This window comes from Parapedobacter sp. (assembly GCF_053550995.1).
Window position 1 is genome coordinate 1 of record NZ_JBMQOC010000032.1, and the last position, 23955, is coordinate 23955.

Consider the following 23955-nt stretch of genomic DNA (forward strand, 5'->3'; position numbering starts at 1 on the left):
ATTGGAGGGGAAAGCAAAAGTCCGCTTTAAGACCGATTTTAAAATGACCGAAGAAGACTTGTTGGGATGAATTACCTCTTGGATTCGCATACCTTTCTTTGGGCATTATTGGATCGCAAAAAGCTATCGGCCAAGGTATCCGTCTTGTTGGAAGATGCTACCAATACGGTATTCGTTAGTTCGGTTAGCTTTTGGGAGCTTTCATTGAAGTATCGGTTGGGTAAACTCGACTTAACAGGGGTCTCTCCCGAAGAGCTTCCCGCTCTCGCGCAAGAAAGTGGCCTCGATGTTCTTCCACTTCTACCACCCGAGGCCGCAGGCTATCACCTATTAAAGGCCGATTGGCACCGCGACCCGTTCGATCGGATGCTTATCTGGCAGGCCATCCGCCACAATTTAACGCTATTGAGCAAAGACAAAAACATCGGCAAATACCAGTCTGTGGGATTAAAGCAATTGTGGTAAGCCCACAGCTTTTTCCAAATACTGTCCGCTAGTGTACAATCGGTGTTCGATATCGAACACTTCCCACTCCAAAAACAAAATCAATCAGCTAGCAAACAGCTTGTTAGGTTTTTGGCTCAGAAAATGGACGATGGCAACCATGATCAGTAATTACCTTCGGATTGCCTGGCGGAATCTAAAGCGCGACAAAGGATTCTCGGCCATCAACATCATTGGACTGACCATCGGCTTGATGGCAGCGACGGCCATTGCCCTGTGGATACAGAGTGAGCTGACCTACGACCGATTTTACAGCAACACGGACCGGCTTTCCGAGGTGTTCACGTCGGACGAGTTCCAAGGCGAGAGGCACGCATGGGGCGCCACAGCCGCCATTCTCGGCCCTACACTGGCTGCGGAATACCCCGAGGTGGAAACGGTGGTACGGATCGCCAACATGCGGAGCCGGTATGTTCTGCGTGTGGGTGCCCATAAGTTTACGCCCCGAGGTATTGCGCCCGACTCCTCTTTCTTCAAACTGTTTGATTTCAACTTCATCGCGGGAGATAAATCCACGCCACTGGCCGAGCCCAACAATGTCGTGCTCACCGAATCGTTGGCACGTCGGCTCTTTGGCAAAACGGATGTTATCGGGCAGTCCATTGCGTTAGATACGTTAGCTACCCTCCAGGTGAGTGCGGTGATTGAAGATATACCGGCAAATTCACGATTCAGTGGTATCGAGTATTTCTGTCCATGGCTATTCGCGGAGAAAACACTCGGCACCGTGTATTATGGTTCTTGGACAGGCTATAACCACCAAGCTTACGTGTTGCTTCGACCTGGGGTTGAACTCCGCGCATTCAACGAAAAAATCCGGGCGTTCGTCGCCACGCACGACACCGATCCTACCAATACGGCACATATCTTCCTGCACCCTGCCACCAAATGGCACCTCTACAATAAATCCGAAAACGGGCAAATGGTGGCTGGCCGATTAACCACCGTACGGCTGTTCATCGTGATCGCTGTGTTCATCCTCTTGTTGGCCTGCATCAATTTCACCAACCTCAGTACGGCCCGGAGTGAAAAGCGGGCCAAGGAGGTTGGGGTGCGGAAGGTTGTCGGTGCCCGGAGAAATACCCTGATTGGCCAGTTCCTGACGGAATCGATCTTCCTCTCGGTGATTGCGGGCGTGCTGGCGCTGATTTTACTGATACCGGCCATGCCGTTTTTCAGCGAACTTATCGGCCGGGAATTGTCGCTTTCGGCCATCCATCCGTTCTTTTGGTTGTTTTTTGCCCTGTTTCTTCTGCTCACCGGAATCGTCGCGGGCATCTACCCGGCCTTCTTCCTGTCGGGCTTCCAACCCGTAAAGACCCTTAAAGGTACGCTGGTTCCTTTCCGAAGTACGTTTACGCCCCGCCAGGTATTGGTGGTGCTGCAATTTACCTTCTCCATTGCCCTGATCTGCTGCACGCTGATTGTCGGCAGGCAAATCCAATACGTTCAAAACCGCGACAATGGATACAATAAGGACAACCTGATTTATGTGGCCATGAATGGTGACGCCCGTAAAAATTACGCCCTCATCAAAAAGGAATTGCTTGACAACGGAGCGGCTACCGCCGTAACCAAAACCATTGGTCCCATAACGAGGCACACCACCAACAGCTGGGGCTTCAGCTGGCCCAATAGCAAGCCGGAAGACTACGATCTGGTGTTTGAAGGGTTGAGCAGCGATGCCGATTTCGTGGAAACCATGCAGGTCGAAGTGGTTGCCGGCCGCGATATCGATGCCTATCAATTCCCAACCGACTCCAATGCCGTACTGCTCAATGAAACGGCGGTGAAGCGCATGGGGTTGGTCGATCCGCTGGGTGTTGAGCTTGTACGCAATAAGGGCAAGGAGTATGAAGAGCGGTGGCACGTGGTGGGCGTGGTGAAAGATTTTATCCTCCAATCGCCTTATGATGCCATCGAGCCTTTGATCGTTTATGGACCGGCCGGCTACTTCAGCTATATGCACATCCGGCTGAACCCCAACCACACCACCGCCGAAAATCTTGCCCTCGCGGAGGCCGCATTCAATACATTCAACCCCAACTATACATTTGAATACACGTTTGTGGACAGTGCTTATGCCCGCAAATTTGAGGAAGAACTACGCATAGCGACGTTAACAGCACTATTCGCTACGATTGCCATCGTAATCGCATGCTTGGGTTTATTCGGTCTCGCCGCATTCACTGCACAACGGAAAACCAAAGAAATCGGTATCCGCAAGGTATTGGGGGCCTCCATAACGGGTATCGTAACGCTGCTTTCGAAAAGCTTTATAAAGTTAGTGTGTTTGGCCATTGTCATCGCCTCACCCATTGCGTGGTGGGCGATGAACCAATGGTTGGAAGATTATACCTATCGTATTGAGGTGGAATGGTGGATATTCGCGCTGACGGGGTTGGCGGCCTTGGTCATCGCCCTGCTTACCGTAAGCTGGCAGGCGATACGGGCAGCGGTGGCCAATCCGGTGGATAGTTTGAGGGATGAGTGATGCATGGCTAATGCACAACCTTGTGTGTCACGTGTCTTTTTTTTACGTTTGCACGTAACATTGGGAGGGTTATATTATGCCGAGCACAAAACTAACGTTGAATATCAAAACACATGTCATTGATCAAGCCAAAGCGTATGCCAATCGACAACATATAAGCTTATCTAAGATTGTGGAGAACTATCTCAGTACCCTTACTGACCGGGAAGAGAAGATTCTCGAAATTTCGCCTTGGACGAAAGAATTGACAGCGGTAAAGAAATCAACACCGGATTTCAATCATAAATCGGATTACCGGGATGCAATTTTAGATAAATACAAATCCTGATGACGTTATTTATCGGCTCGGATATTCTCCTTGATGCCGTGTTGCGTAGAGAGCCGTATTATCATCCTGCCGTTCAGATGCTATCGTTAGTGGACTTGTTTTACCACCCGACGCTATAGCTATTCGAACCGCAATGACTACCGCATTCAACGACATCGAAGACGCCGTTCAATACACGATTGCATTGGCTAATCGCTGCGATATGATCATTACCCCAAACCTGAAAGATTACAAAAAATCACTGCTCCCGGTGATGACCGCCGAGCAATACCTCAAGACAACGCTGCGGTAGCATACCCTATCCTTTCGTCGCTTCCACCGACGGGTCATTTACCTGCCCGATGAACAAAATCAAACCCGTGTTCATTTCCCGGATGGCAAACAGGAACGGGCGGTTAACATCAAACGTATACGCCTGCGGCAGTGAGGTCATAACCATACCCACCGACGTCACCGCCGCCGCTTCCGTACCCTCCTCGTTTACTTCGATAAACGATTTATGCTTCACTTCGCTGATGGCAAGGGGTGCGGAACTAATACCCGAGAAGTCAGCGGCCGGGGTAAACGCGATACCCATCCCCATGTCGGTCAGTTCATCGTTCAGCTTATTCTCGTAGCTGAACTTGAACCTGGGTAAGGCTAATTGAGTTTCCCGCGAATAGAAAGACGATGCCAGTTTATCCCAAAGGTCGCCATCCGCCAGCTTTTCCGAGAGCTGCATCAGGTCGACACCGTCACGGGGCTTCAATACCACCATACTGAACCTCTTGTCGCCATAAGGCAGTTCGATTGCTTCCACAACATCGGTTGCGGCGACGTTGAAGGTGTGTTTCACGCGCATGAAGTCCGTTTGCAATGTTGTGCCATCGGCACGCGTGAACGTACCTTTTTCAGTCTGCTTCTTATCAAACCGTTGCTCCCATGCCCCTTTGAAATATACCGCATTGATGAGGTACATCATCATATCGCCAGGAATACCCCCCTCGATAATCGTCGGGATTTTCTTCTTGGTTTTCTTGCTGACCCAGTCGTTGATTACATCCGGGGCATCCGGGTCAGCAAAGTCCAACACGTTTACTTCTGCCTTGTAGAACTCCCTGTTTACCTCCAAAAAGCCGGGCAATACGTCGAAGCCCTGACGATACCATATGGAGTTGGCAATATCCAGCGTGGTCCGCGGGTCGAGTTGGGGCAGGTCAGCCACCAGCTTCCGGTAATAAGCGTTAATGGCTGCTGCATCGAAGCCGTCGAATTTCAGTGCTTTTTCGATTGCATTGCGGGTCTCGCCGATGGCACCGTTATGGGTCATCGCCAAGGCCATACCCACGCTTAATGGCGATAACATGGCGTTTTCGTTGGTGCCGAGACTACCCGTGGCGGTACGGAAAAACTCAAAGGCAAACCGGTTGTCGCTTTCGGCTTTCTCCTGTTCCACGGCCGTGAGAATCAAGTCTTTGCCCTGACCCAACTTTTCCGGGTTGGCTTTTTCACAAGCCGCCAGGCTCGTCGCCGTTGCGCCGGCCAACAGCATTCCATATGTTGCGAATCGATTCATCTTGGTCCTTTTTTAGGTAAGACGGCACGCAGTGTTAAAACGCTACATCAAATCAAAATGCAGGAAGTTACGCATCAACTTAAAATGCTTATCAAAACTGAACAGCATGAGCTTTTGGTCGATAACCTGTTGAACAATCATCAAATCAGGAACACCAACCTTGTTAACACCATTTCTGAGGTTCATTAATTGGTATTCACGGATAAGGTGCCAGTCTATTTGAAGTGGAATCCTCTCCAATGCGAGCAACCCTTCAAGGATATCATGCCGACCCCGATGCACCAATACCGGCTGCAATTCCGTCAATATCAAATCATTGGTGCAAACAAAGTCTTCTTCCAATAATTGATCGAGTATGGGGATATCGGCCGACTTGAAATACTGTATCCAAACGGAGCTATCAACCAATACATTATATCTTGACATCTTCCCTTCCCCGGAGTGTATCCAAATCGATGTCGAAATCGAGCGTGCCTTTCAACGCCACTAAACGCTTCCGCTTAATTCGCTTAATGTGTGCCTCCAATACCTCCTTAATCAATTGATTTTTAGTTTTCGTATTGGTAAGCGCCATTGCCTCAGCGATCAGCTCTTCGGGAATATCTACCGTTGTTCTCATCATTATTTATGCTTATCCTCACCATTATTTATGCAATAATACGCGAAATTCGGGAAACGTCAAAATATGTCCCGCAGGGCGCACGACAAAAATCCGTATTGCTCGCGACGCGAACCTTTGTAGGCTAAAAAAATCACGCAAAGTTCACGAAGGCGCTTTGCTTTCGCGCAAAGTGCGCAAAGAAATAGACTTGGTGACCTCTGCGAAAACTATCTCGATGCGGCAAAGGAGTACGGTACCGTGGGGCGCATCAAAAGCCTCAGCGACCTTTGCGTGAAAAAACGGAAATCTGTCGTGCACCCTGTCCCGCATTGCAGCCCGTGTTAAGTCGCTGAAATTCGTACCTTCGTTTATCTATTGATCATATGATGAAGAGTTACCGTTTTAAGAATGCATTATTAGTTGTCCTCGCCCTAATTATGGCGATCATGACATCCATCGCCCAACCGACCACGACAGCTGCCGGCGAAATCGCCGCCATCATGGCCAAATACGATGCCGTGGGTGTATCCGTTGCCGTGGTGAAGGGTGACAGCATCATCTACAACCGTTCCTTTGGTTTCCGGAACCTGGCCACGCAAGAGCCTCTGGAAAATGACGATGTCTTCCGCATCGCTTCCATTTCCAAATCGTTCGTAGCTACCAGCCTCATGCAACTGGTCGACGCGGGGAAGCTCTCGCTCGATGACGATGTGGGTGAGCTGATCGGTTTCCCGGTGCGCAACCCGCATTATCCCGATTCGGTCATCACGTTGCGCATGGTCCTATCGCATACCTCCAGCATCAGCGATAAAAATGGTTATTTTACATTGGACGCCTGTAACCCCGCGAAGAACCCCGATTGGGCAACCGCCTATAACGACTATGCGCCCGGCACGGATTACCAATACTGCAACCTCAACTTCAACCTGGCGGGTTCCATACTCGAGAAACACAGTGGCGAGCGTTTTGACCGGTACGTCCGTAAGCATGTGCTGGAACCCCTCGGGCTCTATGCAAGCTACAACGTAGACGAGCTCGATAGCACACGGTTTGCCGTTCTATACACATACGATTCCGACAGCAACCGGTTTGTGCCATCACCCGCCGCCTACCGGTCGCCGGCCGCATCATTGAAAACCTACCACATGGGATACAGCGCCCCCGTCTTTTCGCCCACGGGCGGCATGAAGATCTCGGCGGCCGACTTGGCCCGATACATGACCATGCACATGAATTACGGTATCCTCGGCGATACCCGCATCTTATCGGAGGAAAGCGCACGGGCCATGCAAACCTCGGTTCCCGCCGGAAAGGGGTATGCGCTGGCCCTGCGGACCAAGGATGATCTGATTTCTGGCAAAATCTTGAAAGGACATACCGGGCTTGCATACGGCCTCAACAGTGCCCTATTTTTCCAACCGCAGGAAAAGTTCGGGTTCGTGGTCATCATCAGTGGCAGCCGTACCACCTATACGGACGACTTCCCCGATATCCACCGCGACCTGATTAATTGCTTGTACCGGCATTTCGTCTTATAGCGATTTATTCGCTAACTTTGTCCAGTAATGGGACTTCACCTACAGGCGACCATCGACAAGGATTCCGGATTCTGCTTCGGGGTGGTCTATGCCATCGACATGGCCGAGGAAATCCTCGAGGAAGACGGTTACCTGTATTGCTTGGGCGACATTGTCCACAACGATGAGGAGGTGGCCCGTCTCAAGGCCAAAGGGCTCCGCATCATTGGGCATGACCAACTGCCTGAGCTGAAAAACGAAAAAGTGCTTATCCGCGCCCACGGTGAGGCTCCCGAAACCTACCGGATTGCCCTGGAAAACAACATCACGCTCATCGATGCTTCCTGCCCCGTGGTACTTAAACTGCAGAACCGGGTGAAGACGTCGTTCGATAAGAAAGAAAAAGTGCTCATTTACGGCAAACACGGCCATGCCGAAGTCATCGGCCTGCAAGGGCAGACCCATGGCGATGCCATCGTGTTCCAAGATATCGCCGAATTGGACAACGTTGAGCTTCCCGATAGTTTTACGCTATACAGCCAGACGACCAAGAGCGTGGATAAGTTCTATGCCATCAAAGATGAGCTGCTCAACCGCGGATACGACGTGAAGGCCAACGATACGATATGCCGGCAGGTGTCCAACCGGTATGAAGATCTGGGCGACTTTGCCCGCCAGTACGACAAGGTCGTCTTCGTTTCGGGCAAAAAATCATCCAACGGCCGGGTGCTGTATGAGGTCTGCCTGAAACATAACCCCAACACCTATTTCGTTTCGGATCCCTCCGAATTGAATCCCGAAAACTTCCAGTCCGGCGACACCGTGGGCATCTGCGGGGCCACCTCCACGCCCATGTGGTTGATGGAACAAGTTAAGGCGAGAGTCGAAAGTTATTGACCGAATGTTACGTAACATCGCTTCTACGTGGTATCGTTCCGCGCCGGAAAGGTTTACTGTCGCGCCAAAAGGATGCGGAGATTGCTCGCAACGGTGTTGCAACAGGCCGATTCCTTACCCTATCGCACCAAAACACTGCCAGGACGCACAAAACCCATTCGACAACGCGCGCAAATGGGCTGCATTTTCTGCGCCAATAGCTGTCTCCCCAGCAACACCATACGGTTATGTGCCGGGATAATCTGCTAATGCGACAAAGGAGTACAACGATGCGCCAACGAGGTTTCACTAATAGTAAAAAGCGTTTTCATTTTGGTTAATCGCTTTTGGGTATTTACCTCCATCGTACCGTTTTCCGTGGCTCCTACACGCTTATTCAGCGTCGGCGTAGTGGTTTGCAGCCGATTGGAACACTTATACGCCGGTGTGGCATGGCCACGGGCTACCAACATCCCGTGATTCACCGGTTCGATACGGATCGAAATCGGTCTGTTTTGGCAATTCGCCGTATCAAAACCATTTTTTAACGGCTCCGTATGGTTGCACGGTGTAACGATGCCCTTTTGGTTTGGAACAATATTCTCTTTACAAGAAACAATATATACCTACCGTTATGTTACGTAACATCCGTGCGGACCTTTCCGCTGCCGGGGCGGAACCAACCGTTGGAACCAACACCCCAACGCACTGCTGCAAAGCATAGTAACACACAGGTGCGAAGTTTTCCAGCTGAACGCCAGCGTGGGTCTATAACAGTGTGCCGCAACACGGCTGACACCCAGCGTGGTTCCCCGTTCTTACCCGCCGATAACCTGCCGACACCACCTGATACCGTGAGCACACGTAAGGTTACCGACCGGGTGCGCCATGAAACCGTGGCCGCGCGGCACCATCCGTGAAGCGCCTATACGCAAGTTGCCTGTGTGTTAGACAATGTCGTTTCGCAACGGGCATTCCCCGTTCCGCGCATGCTGCTAACCGCATGCACGGCAACTGTCCCGCCTCCGGGCGCCCCCTGCCTGCCAACGGAGCTCCCCTGTTGCAATTCTTTGCCCGATTGGTTATGTTTGCCGTAGGCATATACCAATCCCAAGAAGAACAAGACCCTTACGATGAAATACCAACGTGCCAAAGCAGGATTTATCCGTTATCCGGACGGTAAGTTGTTGGTGGCAGCCGGCCGGATTCTACAATGTATGAAAAACTCGACGACGTTTACCGACCCCCGTCCCTCCTTGGCCGAAATTGAAACCGCTTTTGAAGATTACCAACAAAAGGTTTATGCTGCTGCAGGCGGTGGAATCTTCTATTCCACGGCCAAACGGGAAAGCAAACGCCGACTGTCCGACCTGCTGCAAAAGTTGGCGCTTTACGTAAACGTGGTGAGCGACGGCCACCTGCCCACCCTGCACAGCTCGGGATTTCCGGTACTGGACCGTAGGCGAAAGGGCCGTTCGCCCGACACGCCGGGCCAACCTTTCTTACGCGACGGGCGGAAGCAGGGAGAGGTAGCTTTCGGTTTCAAACCGGTGGGGCGGGATATGTTTTACGACTATTGTTTCGCCACCGCGGCTGACAACCGGGGCAATCCCATCTGGGGCGAATTGCGCACCACCACGCGCTCATGGACCGACTATGCCGACGGGTTTACACCGGGCAGCGAGGTGTACTTCCGTGTGCGGGCGCGCAATAAACATGGGGCAAGCAATTGGACCGAACCCATCCGGCGGTTCATCCGGTGACGGAAACGACGTCATGCGTCATCTAAGCATCAAATTCTCATTGCATTAGGCGGCCCGCCCCCATAAATACCTACCTTTGCACACCATGAGCAAGGCAAAAAAAGGAATCTTGTTGGTCAACCTGGGCACACCGGACAGCCCATCGGTACCCGATGTACGGCGATATCTCAATGAGTTTTTAATGGACGGTCGCGTCATCGATATTCCCGCATGGCGTCGTTTTTTCCTCGTGCGGGGGATTATTGTGCCTTTCCGGGCGCCCAACTCCGCCAAGCTTTACCAAGCGGTCTGGGATGAAGAAACGGGATCGCCCCTGCTACATTATAGCTTACTCCAACAGCGGTTGCTCCAGGAGCGACTGGGTGATGAGTACCATGTGGAATTGGCCATGCGCTACCAAAACCCGTCCATCGCGTCGGCATTGGCAAAGCTGAAGCCGATGAATCTGGAACAGCTACGTATCATCCCGCTCTTTCCGCAATATGCATCGGCAAGCACGGGCTCGGTCATCGACAAAGTGATGGAGCTGATGCGTTCTTGGCACACCTTCCCCGAGGTCTCTATTGTCAATGATTTTTACGACAACGAACTGATGATCGATGTGTTTGCCGAAAATGCTCGCAAACTCGACCCCAACGCTTACGACCATGTCTTATTCAGCTATCACGGCCTGCCCGTGAGGCAGCTGAACGATGTAGCACCCGATGGAACGCATCGCTGTGAAACGGCGGGCTGCCGGGAGCGAATCGATGAGCATAACCGGTATTGCTATGTGGCCCAATGCTATGCAACAACCCGGTTACTCGCCAGCAAAATCGGGCTGGGGACAGACCAATACACCGTTTGCTTCCAATCGCGGCTGGGCAAAACCCCTTGGGTACAGCCTTACACAACAGACGCACTGAAGGCTGTAGCCGCCAATGGGGCGAGGCGCCTGCTGGTTTTTAGCCCCGCATTCGTGGCCGATTGCCTCGAAACCATCTACGAGATTGGCACAGAATATGCAACGGAGTTCAAAGCGCTGGGAGGTGAGCACGTGCAATTGGTAGAAAGCCTCAATGACCATCCACTTTGGATAACCGCATTGGAGCAACTGGCAACCGGCAAAACAACAAATGATACCCATCTGCACAACCGCGTATCCCACAAAACAACGATTGCAGAATAGCAGGGTAAATGATTATATTTAACACCATAGTCCTCCTTTTGATAGATTTTTATATCTACAAGGCCCTCCGGGCATCACGGATAAAATGGGCCATTGGACCGCTTTTCCCGAAAATCTGGTGGGGCTACAGCTTGTTGCTCACGGCCTGCATTTTTGTCAGCATCTATGTAAGCATACCCCTGATGTTCCGCTCCATTATCTTGGTAGCCTTTTTCCTTACCTTCATCAGTAAGTTTACGTATATCCTCATCTTGCTTGCAGACGATATCCGAAGAGGCGGCGTATGGCTGAAACGGCTTCTTATACCGAAGAAGGAACAAGTCGCTCCCGCGGCTGACATGGACACGCCACTGCCCGAAAAGCCCGTAAAGGGCATTAGCCGGTCCCAATTCCTGACCAAGGCAGGCTTATTGGTTGCTGCAGCGCCATTGGCTCCCTTGGGGTGGGGGATTATTTCGGGGGCCTACGACTACCGTGTCCGCCGTGAAAAGCTTTACCTACCCAACCTGCCCAACGCATTCCACGGGATGAAAATCGGCCAGCTTTCCGATGTCCATTCGGGGAGTTTTTACAACAAAACCGCCGTGCAGGGTGGGGTCGATTTGCTGCTGGCTGAAAAGCCAGATGTTATTTTCTTCACCGGTGACTTGGTAAACTACCTAGCCAACGAAATGCGTGATTACCAAGACATTTTCGCGAAAGTACAAGCACCACTGGGCGTTTTTTCCACCTTGGGTAACCACGATTACGGCGATTACCATTTCGGCCCCGAGCCGTCCGCCGCGAAGGCAAAAAACCTGCAAGACGTGAAAGAAGTGCACAAAGTAATGGGCTGGGACCTGCTGCTCAACGAAAGCCGTAGCTTGAAAGTCGACCGTGAGGAAATCGGCATCATCGGTGTGGAGAATTGGGGTACCGGCCGATTCCCTAAACACGGACGCCTAGACTTGGCAACGCAAGGGACCGAAGATATGCCCGTTAAATTGCTGCTTTCGCATGACCCATCGCATTGGCGGGCGCAAGTGCTTGCTCGGCCCGATGTAGACGTGATGTTTGCCGGCCACACCCACGGTATGCAATTCGGCGTACGGATGGGCAATATCAAATGGAGCCCCGCGCAATACATCTACAAGGAATGGGCGGGCCTTTACCGGCAAGGGCAGCAACAGCTATATGTAAACACCGGCTTCGGCTTCCTGGGTTATCCCGGCCGTGTGGGTATTCTGCCCGAAATCACCGTATTTGAGTTGATAAAAGGCACGAAGCCCGTACTCGGTTAATTTAGCCGGGAGCATGCTTCCGGTCATTGCTCGCTGAATACAAAATTGAATCTGCCGCCAGGGGCCGTATCGCCGTTTACGTAGAAATCCATGATATTGCCGTTATCCTGCATATTGTCGTTCCACTTGAATTCAATATCCACTTTTTTGTTTTCAAGGGATAGTATGCTTCGGCTAACTTCCATTTGCAGGTAATTCCCATTTACGGCATAAGGTGTTTCTGCCACCTTTACCCATTCCCATCGGTTCCCTACGTTTTTCTCCACGACAGCCTTTCTTGACGAGGGGGATACCCGGTTGATGATGTAATCGTAGCCATTCCATCCGGTCGATTTATCCCTGTCAGCGTCGATAAAGAGCATCATCCAGTTCCTGTCTTTGTAAGAGGTCATTTTTTCGGCCGTTTCCACATAGAAATAGAGCTGGTCGGCATCCCTTGCTACCTTCGCCAATACGATATCGTTCCGCCCCGTTTGATTGGTGTAGTACATGTTGTTCCTCCCGGGATGATCCCGATGGAACGTGTTGCCCTTATAATGGCGGTACTCGGGCAGTACACGGTCCCATTGGTCGGCCGATTTCCTGATCTTGATGGTTTGCGGAGCGGAAACCGCATCCGGGGGTGACATCCCTTTGAATTTCCTGACGCGATCCACCAATTGCAAGTAATAAACGTCGCCCTTGTCGCCCCACCCTTTATTAGGCTCGATGTCACGGCTCCGTTCCCAGTCGAACTGATCCACGAAAGAGAAGGGCTTTCCTGTCCAGTTATGTTCGGGAAGCCATTGTCCTGCGATAAACTCATTCCAGCCGGTAACGAAAACCAATTCCGGGTCGAGTTCGAAGGCCCTGTCCCATTGTTCCGAGAAATTCCAACCGTATAAATACCCATCCACCCGTGGGTCGAACCCGTTTCTATGGGAGTAACTGCGCCCCTGCGCACCGGGGAGGTTAAACGCACTGCAATGGCCATCCGTTTCCGGAGCCGCATTTTGTGCGATTCCTACGGTCACCTGTTCGAACGTTCCGTCCGGCTGTTCCACATATCCATGCTGGGGGTAGTTCTCGAGCCAGCCCCATTGATCTTTTCGCTTGGGGCCGTCCACATAATCGGGCTGTCCCGGCCTGAACGTGAAAAACTCAGCGATTTCCCGGTCCTGCTTAGCATCCGTTAAGTTATCGGGATATGCCATGATACAGGGCTTGCCTTTCCAGTAAAACCATAGGTTCTCGTACCTGCCCGGCTCATAAACATCCCGGTAGAGTTGCCGGAGTGATGTCAGCGAATTTTCGGAATAACCAAACGGGAGCATGAATGCGATCTTTGGTACCTTAACCCCATCTTTCTGGGCCTGGTCCCATGTGCGCATCAGCGCCTCGTACGATTCCTGCCAGGTGATGCTGCCATTGGTGCAATCGAAAAAGACCGCATCGACTTTCGCATCGGCAAGCATTTCCGCGTGTTTTCTCAATACCCATGGGTCGGTTGTTTTATAATAGCCCAGTAGGGGCTCCTCCCAGAAAAAGAAACCGGGCTTATGCTTCCCCCACGCAGGATGGTTGTAGTCTTTCATGGCTTCAGGGTGTTTGCGGACGATCTCGGTAATATTTTTGACGGTGGTTGTGGTATCGTCGTTTCCCTGGTGCCATGTCCAATAAAACATGGCCACAAATTTGTCTCTTTCGTCCTGTGCGTCGGGATATTCCACGACTTTTCTCCCCAACGCGTCGGTCGCGGACCATTGATCGCTTTCGACCGTCTGCGCGGCGATGAATTGGCATGAAATAAGGAAAAGGAAAACGGGCAATAGTTTTTGTGAGGTGGTATGCAACATCATAATAAAAGTATATCGTTTATTGGAAAAGCTACATGCATGATTTACTAAGCTGATTCATAGTCCTGCAAGACAATAACGCCTATTTTATAGCGTTTTTTACCGTCGTCGCCGGGGTATGGAAGCGCATAAACTGGCGTGCCATCCCGTTCGCCTACAGAGACATACAGATCATAGGTGCCCGGCAAACATGTGCGCGAGAAGACACCTTTCCGGTCGTGATGGGCGGGCGCAATAACGAAGGTCGATGACAACGCTTGCTCGGCGCTTTGGTCAGGCGGGGAAACGGGGAGGCTTTTCAGGTTAAACGAGGTATCGGTCAGTACCGAAACTATTCCTCCTTTTTCATCCTTAAGTGTGAAACAAGGATAGCCGCCTCCATAGCAGGGGGCCACCCCTGCGTTCGCCCATTTACTCTGGATGATAAAGGGTTCTCCCTTCCTGATGACGGACGGCCAGGTAATTTCGGGCACTTGCAGCCGGTACCCGATGCGTCGGTTTATCCGGGCAATCAGTTCTTTGTTCTTTTCGTAGAATAGCTCCGGCCACCAATGGATCGAGAGGAATGAGGCGTGATATTCCTCCACCGCGCGCAGAAGGAGCTCATCATCCCACGCTCCCCGGTCAACCGAACCACCGAAGTGCTCATGTTCCAGTACCACGGGAAGTGTAGGCCAGAATAGTTGGGCCATCTCGCTGTGGTACCAATGGTTGGGCTCCGGCTGCACGAGGATGCTGTCATCATGGATAGAGACCCCGCGTGAAAAAGCGTAGTCGGTAATCGGAAACCGCTCGCCCCGGAGATCGTGCCCCACGTAATCGTCGGAGATACAAAGGAGCGTGTTTTTAAAGTGGCGCCGATAGAGGTCGATCATCTGCTTCTGGGTCTCATACCCCCATGAATGACCGTGTTTCGGTGTCGTAAGTACGGTATGCCCTTCTCCCCACATGCCGTAATGGCCGACAAACACATAGGCAATATGCGGATTGTTGTCGTACCTTTCCGCCAGTATTCGGACAAATTTCTCTACCTTCTCAAGGAAAATCGGGTCGTCATAATTCGGCTCAAAATAGCCATCCACTTCGTAATGCTCAGCGCCTGCGTCGAAAACCCAGCGGGGGGTTCCCGATTCCATCCAATTCTCGGTCGCCGTGATGCAAAGCGCCACCTGCCCGCCATTGTCAATCCACCGTTGGGCAGGCGTATCGAGTATTTCCCAGACAAAATGGTTCTCTTCCGGCTCAAGGAAAGCCCAGGGAAGACGGAGGAACACCGTGTTCATTCCAGGGAAATAACGGACGGTATCGGAAGGAGCTAGCTTGGATCCATAATTTTGGTAAAGGTTGGAATAGAAATAGGTTACCCATCCCATCCCAGGGTTGACCAATGCCTCTCCGTGGTCTTTCGGTTTCGCATGGCGGATCGATGTGGGGCGGGAATCAACGACCGGGGCGAATGCAGGTTTACCGGCCTTTCCCGTGTAATCCGCTGCCGGACGCATCCCCCATAGGTCGGAATGAAGCCCTGTTGCCAATCCCGCTGTAGCTAATCCCGCTGTCTTGAAAAATTTCCTTCGATCGGTGTTCATATTCTTCATATTCGTTTCTGATACGCTGCTTAAACCCTAAATAATGGTGGGTCGGCGGGCAGGCACGTCAATAGTTGGATATCTCGCCATCTAACCAGTTCATGTGATCAATGAAAAACTGACGGTCGCACGCCACCTCTTTCTCGTATGACCCCATTGGGATCCCTCCGACACTCACCCGTTCGTTCATGATATCCCACCGCTTGAAATTCAGTTCCTGCGACTTTGCGATGAGCCGGGTCGTTTCTTCGATGTGCTGAAGAATATCGTCCGTTACAGAGAGGCTGTTCCATAATTCTTTTACCTTAGCTCTGAATTGAGGGTCTTGCAGCATCCGATCGTAATAAAATAAATTTGAGTCCCACACGTAGTAATCTGCCGGTCTTGGCCGTGCCCCATAGTACCATCCAATTCCGATAGACCATTCAAAATCCCAAACGGGTCCCATGGAGAGCCGCGAATCATTCCGATCCTCTTTGATCAGATAGATATTGGTATCCATGTTGGCGAGGATATTCTGGAAAATAAACCACCGGGCGAAACTCCCTTCATCGATATAACCCCGGTAGCCCGTCAGCGGGTCAGTAAAGGCTTCCGACGCAAGTACGGACTCGAACTCGTCCACGTAATTTTTGATATAGTGCCATTGATTGTCGGTCAACTCGTCATCGGGGTCGGGATGCTTGAATGAGTAGCCATACCCTCTTGACGCCGAGACAAAGTGTTTGGGTTCCTGTTCATAATAGCCGTCTTTCTCGAAAATAAAACCCGCCTCGGGGATGTCGATACGGTTGCTTCCCTGCTCGATTGCCTCGGTGAGCTGGTAGTTCCCAAGGTATTCGCCGTTGAGCACCACTTCCACAAAACGATCGTCGGGTGTCCAAGGGAATTGCATCAGCCGGCTCAGCTCAAAAGCGATGCTGGTACGGAGCAGGGTCTTATCACCGTAGTTGGCGAGCAGCACCCAGTCCTTAGCCTCCTCCATCCCCAGCACCGGCGCCTTGCTGTCCAATTTCAGCTTATAGGGCTTCTTCGGATAGGTCCACGTGGCGTTTCCCCGGCCTTTTATCCGTAACGCATTTTCCGATATAATTTCCCCTTCTCTTTTGATAACCATATGGGCGTTGACATAGTCGTCTTTCGAATCGACCGCTTTTTCACCCTCCGTGTCGATGTACAGGACAGGAAGCCCGGTTTCGACCAGCTGGTCGCTGAACGTGATTTGGAACGTAACTTCACGGTCGCGGGCCCGGACGGCTACATCCGATGTTCCACTTTTAAATATATTCCCTGCCCACGCCGTTTTGTAGTGGGGGGTCAACTTCCTCGTACTGTCGGTGTAGACTTCGAATAGCTCCAAGCCACTGAAATCCGGCGTCTCGCCGAGCTTGAACACCGTTCGATCGGGAAGTTTCGCGAGTTCGGTATCGGTAAATATTTTGGGTGCCAGCGCTTCTTTTCCACAGGAAAAAAAGAGGAAAGAAAGCACCGATAGCGCCATCCATGAAATCGGCTTGCTGATTTGCAATTTATCTATCATTATCGTATTAACCTGAGTTCGGTTATTAGCTACGGGCCGCATTGCCGGAAGATGGTCAATGGCCTACGCTTACGAAATTGAAAAAGCGGAGCTTCGGGAACGAAACCCCGCTTTTGGTCAACGACTAATACGTTGAGATTTCGCCGAAGTACGTCCAAGCCCCGCCTCCCCAGTTAGACATGACTTCCACTTTCAGGTATCGGCCTGCTTGCGGGTTGGTCGTCTTGTAATCCAACTCTTTCGAGTAATCATTCGACATTTCGTCGAGCTCGAGAACCGTCGTCCAATTGGTATTGTCTTCACTGACGGAGAAGATGACGTGTTTGGGCTCCATCCCATGGTCATCCTGCCGGTTCCATATCAGGAACCCTTTGATGGCCGGCCTCATCTTCATCATATCGACGACAAACCACTGCGGCATGCCATTTTTGGTCGCATCGAACGGCTCGCTGTGCCAGGTGCTGCCTTTGTTGCCGTCGAAGATTTTATCGACGCCCCAATCCGCGTTCCATTGCGATTTATAGTCGATCACTTCCCAAGTGCTCTTTTCCCAGTCATACTCGCCAGTCGGTTTCGTTCCGGCCCAGGTAGATACGTCGGCCACGTACGTGTAGGGTGCGTCGGCCCAGTTAGACAGCACCGTTACCTTGAAGTATTTGGCAACGACCTTCTCGGGCAACTCCAGCACCTGCATGGTGCGCGAAGCGGGCAATTCGGGTACATCGAGCACTTCCGTCCAGGTTTCCCCATCCATGCTGGTTTCGAACTTCACGTGCTTCGGAAGGGCGTGCTGATCCGTCTCCTGCCGGTTGATCCAGGAGAACCCTTCAACGAGCTTGTATCCGTTCATATTGATTGCAAACCACTGGGGCATGCCTGTCAATGCGCTGTGCCAATAGGAATTCCGGTTTCCGTCGTACACATTCTCCACCTTAAAGCCTTCCTGCCAAACCGATGAAGAGCCATGGGCGGTCCATAGGTTCTCGAGCGGCAGAAGCTCCACATCGCCCTTAATGACGAGATAGACCGTTTTAAGTTCCTCGTTGATCGGGATTTTATCGCCCGTAGCAGACTGCATAGTGACGGGCAGGAGGTAATCGTGCGCGAAATTGACCAACGACGGGTCAACGGTCACTGTTGCGACGTCGGATATCCGGTTTCCGTCGGGGATAACGATCGCGTTTTTGTCGAGCGACCACGAGCCTTCGGGCAACGGCAAATAAGCGGTGCCATGATCTTCGTTATAACCATCTACCAGTGCATTGTCTACGCCAAGATTCACTGAGATCTCCCCTTGGCCGTAATTGGTCGTGCCGCCATAAGAAACCGACAATGGATAGGTAAACGGATCGTCGAGGCTAATCGACTGTTCGATCGGACTGTCTGCAGCTCCCGACAGGGAGAGGAGCATAAAACGCTCCAGCTCGATCGATTCTGCATAGGGTTCACTACAGGAGTTAAGGATAAGCACCCCGCACAATAGGCTGGCCGTTAATTTTAGAATATGGTTCATACTCATTTCCTTTTGATATGATTAATTCCAGCCCGGGTTTTGCCAGTCGGCACCGGTATGGCTTTGCATTTTATTGATTTCATCCTGCGGGATGGGGTATAGGTAGAGTTTTTCCTTGAAAGATTCGCGCTCGAACCCAATCCGTTCGTAGGTAAAGGAATCACCGCCGGCCGGGGTAATCCGCATCCCCGTCACGTAACGCTCCACATCTTCCATAATTTGCCAGCGGCGCACATCAAAATAACGATGCCCCTCGTAAGCAAGTTCAACCCGGCGTTCGTTGCGGTAGCGTTTCTCGAATTCATCTTTCGATAGCCCGGCGGGCAGGTCGGGCATATTTACCCGTCGGCGGATGGCATTAACCGCATCGCGCGCACTCATGGAGATACCATTGCCGATATCGATGGCCGCGTCGGGGTTGCCCGTCGATTGATAGGCGGCCTCCGCGAAATTGAGATACATTTCGGCAAGACGGAACATACGGATTTCGCCGTCAGCGTCATTGTCGCGTCCCGATTTCCAGTTATTGTATTTCCGCAGATAGTAACCGGTATGTGTGGCGCGTCGGTCGGTAGTCGAGATGGCGTCCTTTCCACCGACATAGCTTTGAACGGGATCGGCGGGAGTCGTCTCCACCCGTACATTGATTTCCATATCCTTTACGTAAACGATACTTCCTGCATCCGCACCGACATCGAACCGCAAGGAGTGGTCAGCAGCGCCCCATTTCCACCAGCTCTCGCTCCTGTAGGAAGTCAAATCCAATTCGAAGTCGATCCATTCGTCCGATTTGTGAAGGACCACGTTTTCCGGGGTTGATTGTCCTCCGGCGGCACCGGGCGACTGGAAAAAGAACTGCGCATTGGTGATTTCTTTGTTGCTTTTGTATTTGAATTTAAGCAATATCGAACCCGCGGAAGCGTTGATGTCGGTGCCCAGGGTTGTCGTCGGTGCATAAGGGTCGCCGCCGAGGGTTTCGATACGAAATGCCCCGTCTTCCTCCGTGATCGAGATATTATTGCCCGAGGTGGTCATTTGGAGCGGGTAATGGTCATCCCTAGCTAGTCCACCCGATACGGCGCCCAGATCCCGTACCGCGCCATTGAAATAAATGGTCGCATAGAAGCGGGGGTCCCTGCCCTCATAAGGGTTTTCGGCATCGTAACCCGATGCTGTATTGATAATGGGCTGTAGGTGCTGCGGATCGGAGTAGCCCGTAATCGGGGGCAGTCCGGTAGCCTGCATTTCATAGGCATCCACCAGCTCCTGCGTGGGGCTCGCGCCCGCCGAGCTTTGCCCCGGCGTGGAAGGCATACCGTGGCTTCCCCATATATTCACTTTCGGTCCGCCGTAAATGGTTTCTTTATCGCGGGCGCGCTGTTCATCGTGCTGCGTAATGAAATAGAGTTCATAGGTGTTTTGGGCAACACCCGCGGCGGGGGTCTCCGTCCAAAGTTCGTAGCCATTGGTCAAAAGATTTGACAACGCATTGCCGGTCATGCCAGCGGCATCGTTCCATGAATAGGTACCATCGGCAAACAGCGGACTGGCCGCATAAAGGATGGCCTCCGAGCGGATGGCCTGTACCACTGCCCGGTTCATGATGAAGTTCTCTCCGACGCGGACCGTCCAAGAGAAGCCCAACGAGGATTCAGGAGCACTCATGGCTGCATCGCAATCGGCCAGTATCTGCGAAACAATGACCGATACCGGTGAACGACCATCTTGGCTGAAGTCGTGGTCGATCTCGTAAGGACTGGTAACTAAAGGAACCGCACCGTAGCGTTTGATCAACTGTAAGTAATAAAGCGCCCGCAGTGTATGCGCCTGTGCTTTCCAAGAGGTAATCTCATCCTCGAGCGAAGCCAGGTCGTCGGCGGAAACGCCTTCGATCCTTTTCAGAAAGATATTGCACTTGCGGATGGATTGGTAGATTCCGGTCCATGGCTGCCCATCCACATTGGAATAGTTGGCCGCGGAGAAGGCATCCGCATACCATAGGGAGGGGAGCGATCCCTGGAAAACCCGTTCTGAACTTTGTGCCTCGTCGGTAAGTGCCGAGCGGTTGATATCGGGGAAGATGCGCGAACCATAGCACGAATTCAGGTATCCTCTCACGCCGTTCTTGGTTTTGAACAGTTCGTCGAGCGACGAACGACCGTCATACCCGAGCTCCAGCATATCGTTGCAGGAAGGGGTAAAACAGGCTACCAACGCAATTATTAAGAAGATAGTATATCTTTTCATTATCATTCAGTTTTAGAATTTAACACTTAACCCTACGTTGTATAAACGATATACGGGAACCCCTTCGATACCACCGTTGTAGTGCCCTTCGGGCCCATAGATATCATGGTCCAACTTATCCCACGTCAGTAGGTTCTGCCCGCTCACAAAGAGCCTTATACCATTGTAAGCCTTGAACGTATAGCCCATTTCCAGGTTCTTCAACCGGAGATAGGATTTGTCTTCAACGAAGAAATTACTGGCTTCATGGTTGGAATTCTTCTTGGCAGACAATGCCGGATAAGTGATTTCCTCGCCATTGGCATACCGTTCCTCCGTCCACGCGGTCTTATGCCATTCGGAATAGATGCCTTCAAAGTTATATTCTACCCGCCCGTTGGACATATCGATCGTCCAATAATCTGCTACACCCTGGAATAGAAAATTGAAATCAAAGCTTCTGTATTTGAACCCCCCATGGAATGCATAAAAGAAGTTCGGCAAAGCACCCTTTCCGAGGGGCACCTTGTCTTTGTCGTTGATTTTACCATCGGCATTGAGATCATAGTATTTCAGGTAACCGGGCCGCGGCGTACCGATTTCATAGGTCAACCCACTGTTGTCAATCTCTTCCTGGCTATTGAAATACCCGTTGCCATTATGGTCATCGACCATGTAGCCCCATTGCTGGCCGATCGGATAGCCTTCTTGGCGGATGCGGTAGGCAAAGTCTTCCGCCCGTTCGCTTTCGTCCCAGAAAATGATTCGATTTTTGTTGTAAGCCAGCCACCCGCCCAACGACAGTGTCAGGTCGCGATTAAGGTCCCTGGTGAAATCGAGCGACACTTCGTACCCTTTGTTCTCATAGACCCCAACGTTGGTGCGCGGGTAGTTGCCAAGCGGAACACCTTGGTAGGAAGGTGTTTTTGATATGGCACTGGTTACCCCATTCTCGGTCCGCTCATTATATACATCGGCCGTCAGCCTCAGGTTGTTCCACAGGGTAAGGTCGACACCCAAATTCTTCTTGGTAATGATTTCTGGGTCGAGGAAAGGATTTGCGACCTGGCCTTCGTTCACATTATGGCCACCCAAGAACCCGAATCCGCCGCCTGTCAACGTAACGTTGTCAAGGTAAACATACCTACCTATCCCGCGGTCGTTACCTGCTTTACCCCACGAACCACGGAATTTCAAGTAGGTTAAAATGGGATTTTCTTTTAAAAACGATTCGTTGGACGCTACCCAGCCAGCTGAAACAGCGGGAAAAGCGGTGAACCGGTTTTCGCGGGAGTATTGTTCCGAGCCGGAATACCCCAGGTTGAACCGAACCAAATACCGATCATCGAATCCATAGCCCACACTCAGCCCCGAATTTAGCCGCTTGTAAGGCAATCCGCCCCCCGCCTTGTTGAGGTGCTGGTAGTAACTGTAAGCCATGCCGCTTACATCATGCACCTTATTGAACCGTCGGTGGTAATTCAAGGTGCCTTTATAATTCAGGTTATAATAAAAACTCGTGCTGCTTCGGTACTGCAATGGACTATTGACCTGTGTCCGGATCTTTTCGAACTCCAGCTCGGAATAATCACGGGTACGCACCCACTCTTCATAGGTACGGTTTACGAATAGCCCTTTGACCGCATTGGTCTGGTAGCCGTAGTGGCCGGTCAGGCTTAACCCCGGTGTTACGAAGCTCAGGTCGAGCTTGGGCGCAAACTGTGCGTAAATATTGGTAACGGTATACTGGTCATAACCCAAGCGGTTGATGACGGCCCAGGAGGTGATCGGTTCGGTTTCCGTAACCACGACCTCGCCGCCCGACGTCTCTCCGGTCTCGGGGTCTTGTACCAGCGGTGTGGTTGGACCGTAATTATATGGCGGTAAGGTGAAAAAACGATACCAGATTCGCTGTGCGAACCCGTCCCAGCTGCCTCCATACGTTAATTCCACCGCATGGCCCCCCGGGGTTCTTTCCCGCTTAATGTTGCCGCTAAGGTTCATGCCGATAGAGAAGTATTTCGACAAGTTGACGTCCACGTTGGAGCGGATGTTTGCCCAGAGGAAGTTGTTGTTGGGGTTATAATCGGTAGTCGTCGGAGCTACTTTCCACATGCCATCCTGATGCAATACGTTCACATTGGTGTAGAAAACGGCTTTGTCCCCCCCACCGGTAAGATTAACGTTCACCCGATTCATATGGGTGATATCCTTGGCATTCATTGCCCTCCAATTATTGTCGGGGAAATAATCCCGGTCTTCGCCCGCGACGAATCCCTCCTCCGCAACTTGGCTGAAATAAGAATACTGTCCGTTTCCGTCGTTATAGCCCGCCAGGTTACGTAATCGGACGAAATCCGCCGAGCTGATGTGGGGCGGGGTTGTCGTCCGTTGTTCAAACGTGTGGTTAATTTCAGCTTCTATTTTCAGCGGCTGCTTGATGCCACGCTTCGTGGTGATGACAATCACGCCATTCGCTCCATGAATCCCGTACAATGCCTGGGCGGCGGCGTCTTTCAATACGCTGATGGATTCAACCTCGTTTGCCGTGATGTACTCGAAAAGCTGATTTGCATTGTAATCATAGGGGAAGCCGTCGATGACAATCATGGCCGCCCCGCCGTTAGGAGAGGAATAGCCCCGCACCCAAAGCTCCGTGTTGGTCCGTGCCGGCTCCGAATAGGTTTCTCGGGTAAACAATCCCGGCAGGCGCCCGGCAAGTGACATGGAAAGGTTGCCGACGGGGGAACGGCGCAACTCGTCGCTTGTCACGCTGGTAGTCGAAGCGATGACCTTCTTTTGGGGTTGGGTGAAATTGCCGAAATACAGTTTTTCGTCCAAGTCATACGTTTCAGCCCGTTTCAGGGTCACATCCAGCACCCCATCGGTAATCTCATGGGTTTGCGACACATATCCGCGCAGCGAGAAAGCCAAATATTGGCTGCCATCGTCGGCTCGTACTTCATAATGGCCGTTCTTATCGGTTGCGGCGGTGCTTTTACCGTTTTCTGAGGCAACGGTTACCCCTTGCAGTATCGCGCCATATTCATCTTTGACGGTTCCACTCACCTGCGCTTGAAGGAATCCCACCCACAAAAGCAGCGAAACAAACGGAAATATAGCCTTATTTATTGAATGATTCATAAATCTCGTTTTTGAATTAACA

At 51.7% G+C, this 23955-nt stretch carries 20 protein-coding genes; 10 read left to right on the forward strand and 10 right to left on the reverse strand.

Annotation, left to right across the window (positions count from 1 at the left end; translation table 11 throughout):
- Positions 1 to 66 precede the first annotated feature (66 nt).
- From ACO1NT_RS04960 to ACO1NT_RS04975, 4 genes are all read left to right on the forward strand, one after another.
- Positions 67 to 465: a type II toxin-antitoxin system VapC family toxin gene (locus tag ACO1NT_RS04960; RefSeq protein ID WP_326329016.1), complete on the forward strand. Its 399-nt coding sequence runs from the start codon at positions 67 to 69 to the stop codon at positions 463 to 465.
- 130 nt (positions 466 to 595) lie between these two features.
- The gene (locus tag ACO1NT_RS04965; RefSeq protein ID WP_326329017.1) at positions 596 to 2998 is read left to right on the forward strand and encodes an ABC transporter permease; all 2403 of its coding nucleotides are present in this window, start codon (positions 596 to 598) and stop codon (positions 2996 to 2998) included.
- 76 nt (positions 2999 to 3074) lie between these two features.
- Positions 3075 to 3326, forward strand: coding sequence for a DUF6364 family protein (locus ACO1NT_RS04970; RefSeq protein WP_326329018.1), 252 nt, complete (start codon positions 3075 to 3077; stop codon positions 3324 to 3326).
- Between the two features lie 133 nt (positions 3327 to 3459).
- Positions 3460 to 3618, forward strand: coding sequence for a hypothetical protein (locus tag ACO1NT_RS04975; protein ID WP_449047321.1), 159 nt, complete (start codon positions 3460 to 3462; stop codon positions 3616 to 3618).
- A gap of 6 nt (positions 3619 to 3624) precedes the next feature.
- Here ACO1NT_RS04975 and ACO1NT_RS04980 read toward each other — a convergent pair whose 3' ends face one another.
- The 3 genes from ACO1NT_RS04980 to ACO1NT_RS04990 are packed head-to-tail and all read right to left on the reverse strand — an operon-like array spanning position 3625 to position 5503.
- Complete coding sequence (locus ACO1NT_RS04980) at positions 3625 to 4881, reverse strand: serpin family protein (RefSeq protein ID WP_326329021.1); 1257 nt, start codon at positions 4879 to 4881, stop codon at positions 3625 to 3627.
- A gap of 42 nt (positions 4882 to 4923) precedes the next feature.
- On the reverse strand, positions 4924 to 5307 hold the full coding sequence (locus tag ACO1NT_RS04985; RefSeq protein ID WP_326329022.1) for a PIN domain-containing protein: 384 nt from the start codon (positions 5305 to 5307) through the stop codon (positions 4924 to 4926).
- Positions 5294 to 5503, reverse strand: coding sequence for a type II toxin-antitoxin system VapB family antitoxin (locus tag ACO1NT_RS04990; RefSeq protein WP_325640557.1), 210 nt, complete (start codon positions 5501 to 5503; stop codon positions 5294 to 5296). Before ACO1NT_RS04990 ends, ACO1NT_RS04985 begins: the two co-directional genes overlap by 14 nt.
- Positions 5504 to 5865: 362 nt before the next feature.
- Between ACO1NT_RS04990 and ACO1NT_RS04995 the strand changes: the two genes are divergently transcribed.
- The 3 genes from ACO1NT_RS04995 (at position 5866) to ACO1NT_RS05005 (ending at position 8795) form a co-directional block, all read left to right on the forward strand.
- Positions 5866 to 7020 carry a serine hydrolase domain-containing protein gene (locus ACO1NT_RS04995; protein ID WP_449047322.1) on the forward strand — a complete coding sequence of 385 codons (1155 nt, stop codon included), beginning with the start codon at positions 5866 to 5868 and terminating at the stop codon, positions 7018 to 7020.
- Positions 7021 to 7047: 27 nt separating this feature from the next.
- Positions 7048 to 7896, forward strand: coding sequence for a 4-hydroxy-3-methylbut-2-enyl diphosphate reductase (locus ACO1NT_RS05000; protein ID WP_326329024.1), 849 nt, complete (start codon positions 7048 to 7050; stop codon positions 7894 to 7896).
- A 713-nt stretch (positions 7897 to 8609) separates the two neighbouring features.
- The gene (locus ACO1NT_RS05005) at positions 8610 to 8795 is read left to right on the forward strand and encodes a hypothetical protein (protein ID WP_326329025.1); all 186 of its coding nucleotides are present in this window, start codon (positions 8610 to 8612) and stop codon (positions 8793 to 8795) included.
- 5 nt (positions 8796 to 8800) lie between these two features.
- Here ACO1NT_RS05005 and ACO1NT_RS05010 read toward each other — a convergent pair whose 3' ends face one another.
- Positions 8801 to 9028 carry a hypothetical protein gene (locus tag ACO1NT_RS05010; protein WP_449047323.1) on the reverse strand — a complete coding sequence of 76 codons (228 nt, stop codon included), beginning with the start codon at positions 9026 to 9028 and terminating at the stop codon, positions 8801 to 8803.
- Between ACO1NT_RS05010 and ACO1NT_RS05015 the strand changes: the two genes are divergently transcribed.
- The 3 genes from ACO1NT_RS05015 (at position 9009) to ACO1NT_RS05025 (ending at position 12086) form a co-directional block, all read left to right on the forward strand.
- Positions 9009 to 9638, forward strand: a complete 630-nt coding sequence (locus ACO1NT_RS05015; RefSeq protein ID WP_449047324.1) for a fibronectin type III domain-containing protein — start codon at positions 9009 to 9011, stop codon at positions 9636 to 9638. The genes ACO1NT_RS05010 and ACO1NT_RS05015 overlap by 20 nt on opposite strands.
- Positions 9639 to 9723: 85 nt before the next feature.
- The gene (gene hemH, locus ACO1NT_RS05020) at positions 9724 to 10806 is read left to right on the forward strand and encodes a ferrochelatase (protein WP_449047325.1); all 1083 of its coding nucleotides are present in this window, start codon (positions 9724 to 9726) and stop codon (positions 10804 to 10806) included.
- A gap of 8 nt (positions 10807 to 10814) precedes the next feature.
- Complete coding sequence (locus ACO1NT_RS05025) at positions 10815 to 12086, forward strand: metallophosphoesterase (RefSeq protein ID WP_449047326.1); 1272 nt, start codon at positions 10815 to 10817, stop codon at positions 12084 to 12086.
- 23 nt (positions 12087 to 12109) lie between these two features.
- Here ACO1NT_RS05025 and ACO1NT_RS05030 read toward each other — a convergent pair whose 3' ends face one another.
- From ACO1NT_RS05030 to ACO1NT_RS05055, 6 genes are all read right to left on the reverse strand, one after another.
- Positions 12110 to 13924 carry a hypothetical protein gene (locus ACO1NT_RS05030; RefSeq protein WP_449047327.1) on the reverse strand — a complete coding sequence of 605 codons (1815 nt, stop codon included), beginning with the start codon at positions 13922 to 13924 and terminating at the stop codon, positions 12110 to 12112.
- A gap of 44 nt (positions 13925 to 13968) precedes the next feature.
- Positions 13969 to 15519 (reverse strand): beta-galactosidase, encoded by a 1551-nt coding sequence (locus ACO1NT_RS05035; protein WP_449047328.1) that lies wholly within the window; start codon positions 15517 to 15519, stop codon positions 13969 to 13971.
- Between the two features lie 58 nt (positions 15520 to 15577).
- Entirely contained in the window at positions 15578 to 17050 is a 1473-nt protein-coding gene (locus ACO1NT_RS05040) for a CotH kinase family protein (RefSeq protein ID WP_449047329.1), read from the reverse strand.
- 124 nt (positions 17051 to 17174) lie between these two features.
- Complete coding sequence (locus tag ACO1NT_RS05045) at positions 17175 to 18563, reverse strand: discoidin domain-containing protein (protein ID WP_449047330.1); 1389 nt, start codon at positions 18561 to 18563, stop codon at positions 17175 to 17177.
- A gap of 21 nt (positions 18564 to 18584) precedes the next feature.
- Positions 18585 to 20810 (reverse strand): RagB/SusD family nutrient uptake outer membrane protein, encoded by a 2226-nt coding sequence (locus tag ACO1NT_RS05050; protein ID WP_449047331.1) that lies wholly within the window; start codon positions 20808 to 20810, stop codon positions 18585 to 18587.
- A gap of 12 nt (positions 20811 to 20822) precedes the next feature.
- Positions 20823 to 23933, reverse strand: coding sequence for a SusC/RagA family TonB-linked outer membrane protein (locus ACO1NT_RS05055; RefSeq protein ID WP_449047332.1), 3111 nt, complete (start codon positions 23931 to 23933; stop codon positions 20823 to 20825).
- Positions 23934 to 23955: the final 22 nt, after the last annotated feature.

Coding starts and splice junctions, on each gene's coding strand:
- ACO1NT_RS05000 (WP_326329024.1), top strand. CDS start 7,048: ATGGGACTTCACCTACAGGCGACCATCGACAAGGATTCCGGATTCTGC.
- ACO1NT_RS05040 (WP_449047329.1), bottom strand. CDS start 17,050: ATGATAGATAAATTGCAAATCAGCAAGCCGATTTCATGGATGGCGCTA.
- ACO1NT_RS04985 (WP_326329022.1), bottom strand. CDS start 5,307: ATGTCAAGATATAATGTATTGGTTGATAGCTCCGTTTGGATACAGTAT.
- hemH (WP_449047325.1), top strand. CDS start 9,724: ATGAGCAAGGCAAAAAAAGGAATCTTGTTGGTCAACCTGGGCACACCG.
- ACO1NT_RS04990 (WP_325640557.1), bottom strand. CDS start 5,503: ATGATGAGAACAACGGTAGATATTCCCGAAGAGCTGATCGCTGAGGCA.
- ACO1NT_RS05055 (WP_449047332.1), bottom strand. CDS start 23,933: ATGAATCATTCAATAAATAAGGCTATATTTCCGTTTGTTTCGCTGCTT.
- ACO1NT_RS04970 (WP_326329018.1), top strand. CDS start 3,075: ATGCCGAGCACAAAACTAACGTTGAATATCAAAACACATGTCATTGAT.
- ACO1NT_RS05025 (WP_449047326.1), top strand. CDS start 10,815: ATGATTATATTTAACACCATAGTCCTCCTTTTGATAGATTTTTATATC.
- ACO1NT_RS05015 (WP_449047324.1), top strand. CDS start 9,009: ATGAAATACCAACGTGCCAAAGCAGGATTTATCCGTTATCCGGACGGT.
- ACO1NT_RS04975 (WP_449047321.1), top strand. CDS start 3,460: ATGACTACCGCATTCAACGACATCGAAGACGCCGTTCAATACACGATT.
- ACO1NT_RS05045 (WP_449047330.1), bottom strand. CDS start 18,563: ATGAACCATATTCTAAAATTAACGGCCAGCCTATTGTGCGGGGTGCTT.
- ACO1NT_RS04980 (WP_326329021.1), bottom strand. CDS start 4,881: ATGAATCGATTCGCAACATATGGAATGCTGTTGGCCGGCGCAACGGCG.
- ACO1NT_RS04960 (WP_326329016.1), top strand. CDS start 67: ATGAATTACCTCTTGGATTCGCATACCTTTCTTTGGGCATTATTGGAT.
- ACO1NT_RS04965 (WP_326329017.1), top strand. CDS start 596: ATGGCAACCATGATCAGTAATTACCTTCGGATTGCCTGGCGGAATCTA.
- ACO1NT_RS05030 (WP_449047327.1), bottom strand. CDS start 13,924: ATGATGTTGCATACCACCTCACAAAAACTATTGCCCGTTTTCCTTTTC.
- ACO1NT_RS05035 (WP_449047328.1), bottom strand. CDS start 15,519: ATGAAGAATATGAACACCGATCGAAGGAAATTTTTCAAGACAGCGGGA.
- ACO1NT_RS04995 (WP_449047322.1), top strand. CDS start 5,866: ATGATGAAGAGTTACCGTTTTAAGAATGCATTATTAGTTGTCCTCGCC.
- ACO1NT_RS05050 (WP_449047331.1), bottom strand. CDS start 20,810: ATGAAAAGATATACTATCTTCTTAATAATTGCGTTGGTAGCCTGTTTT.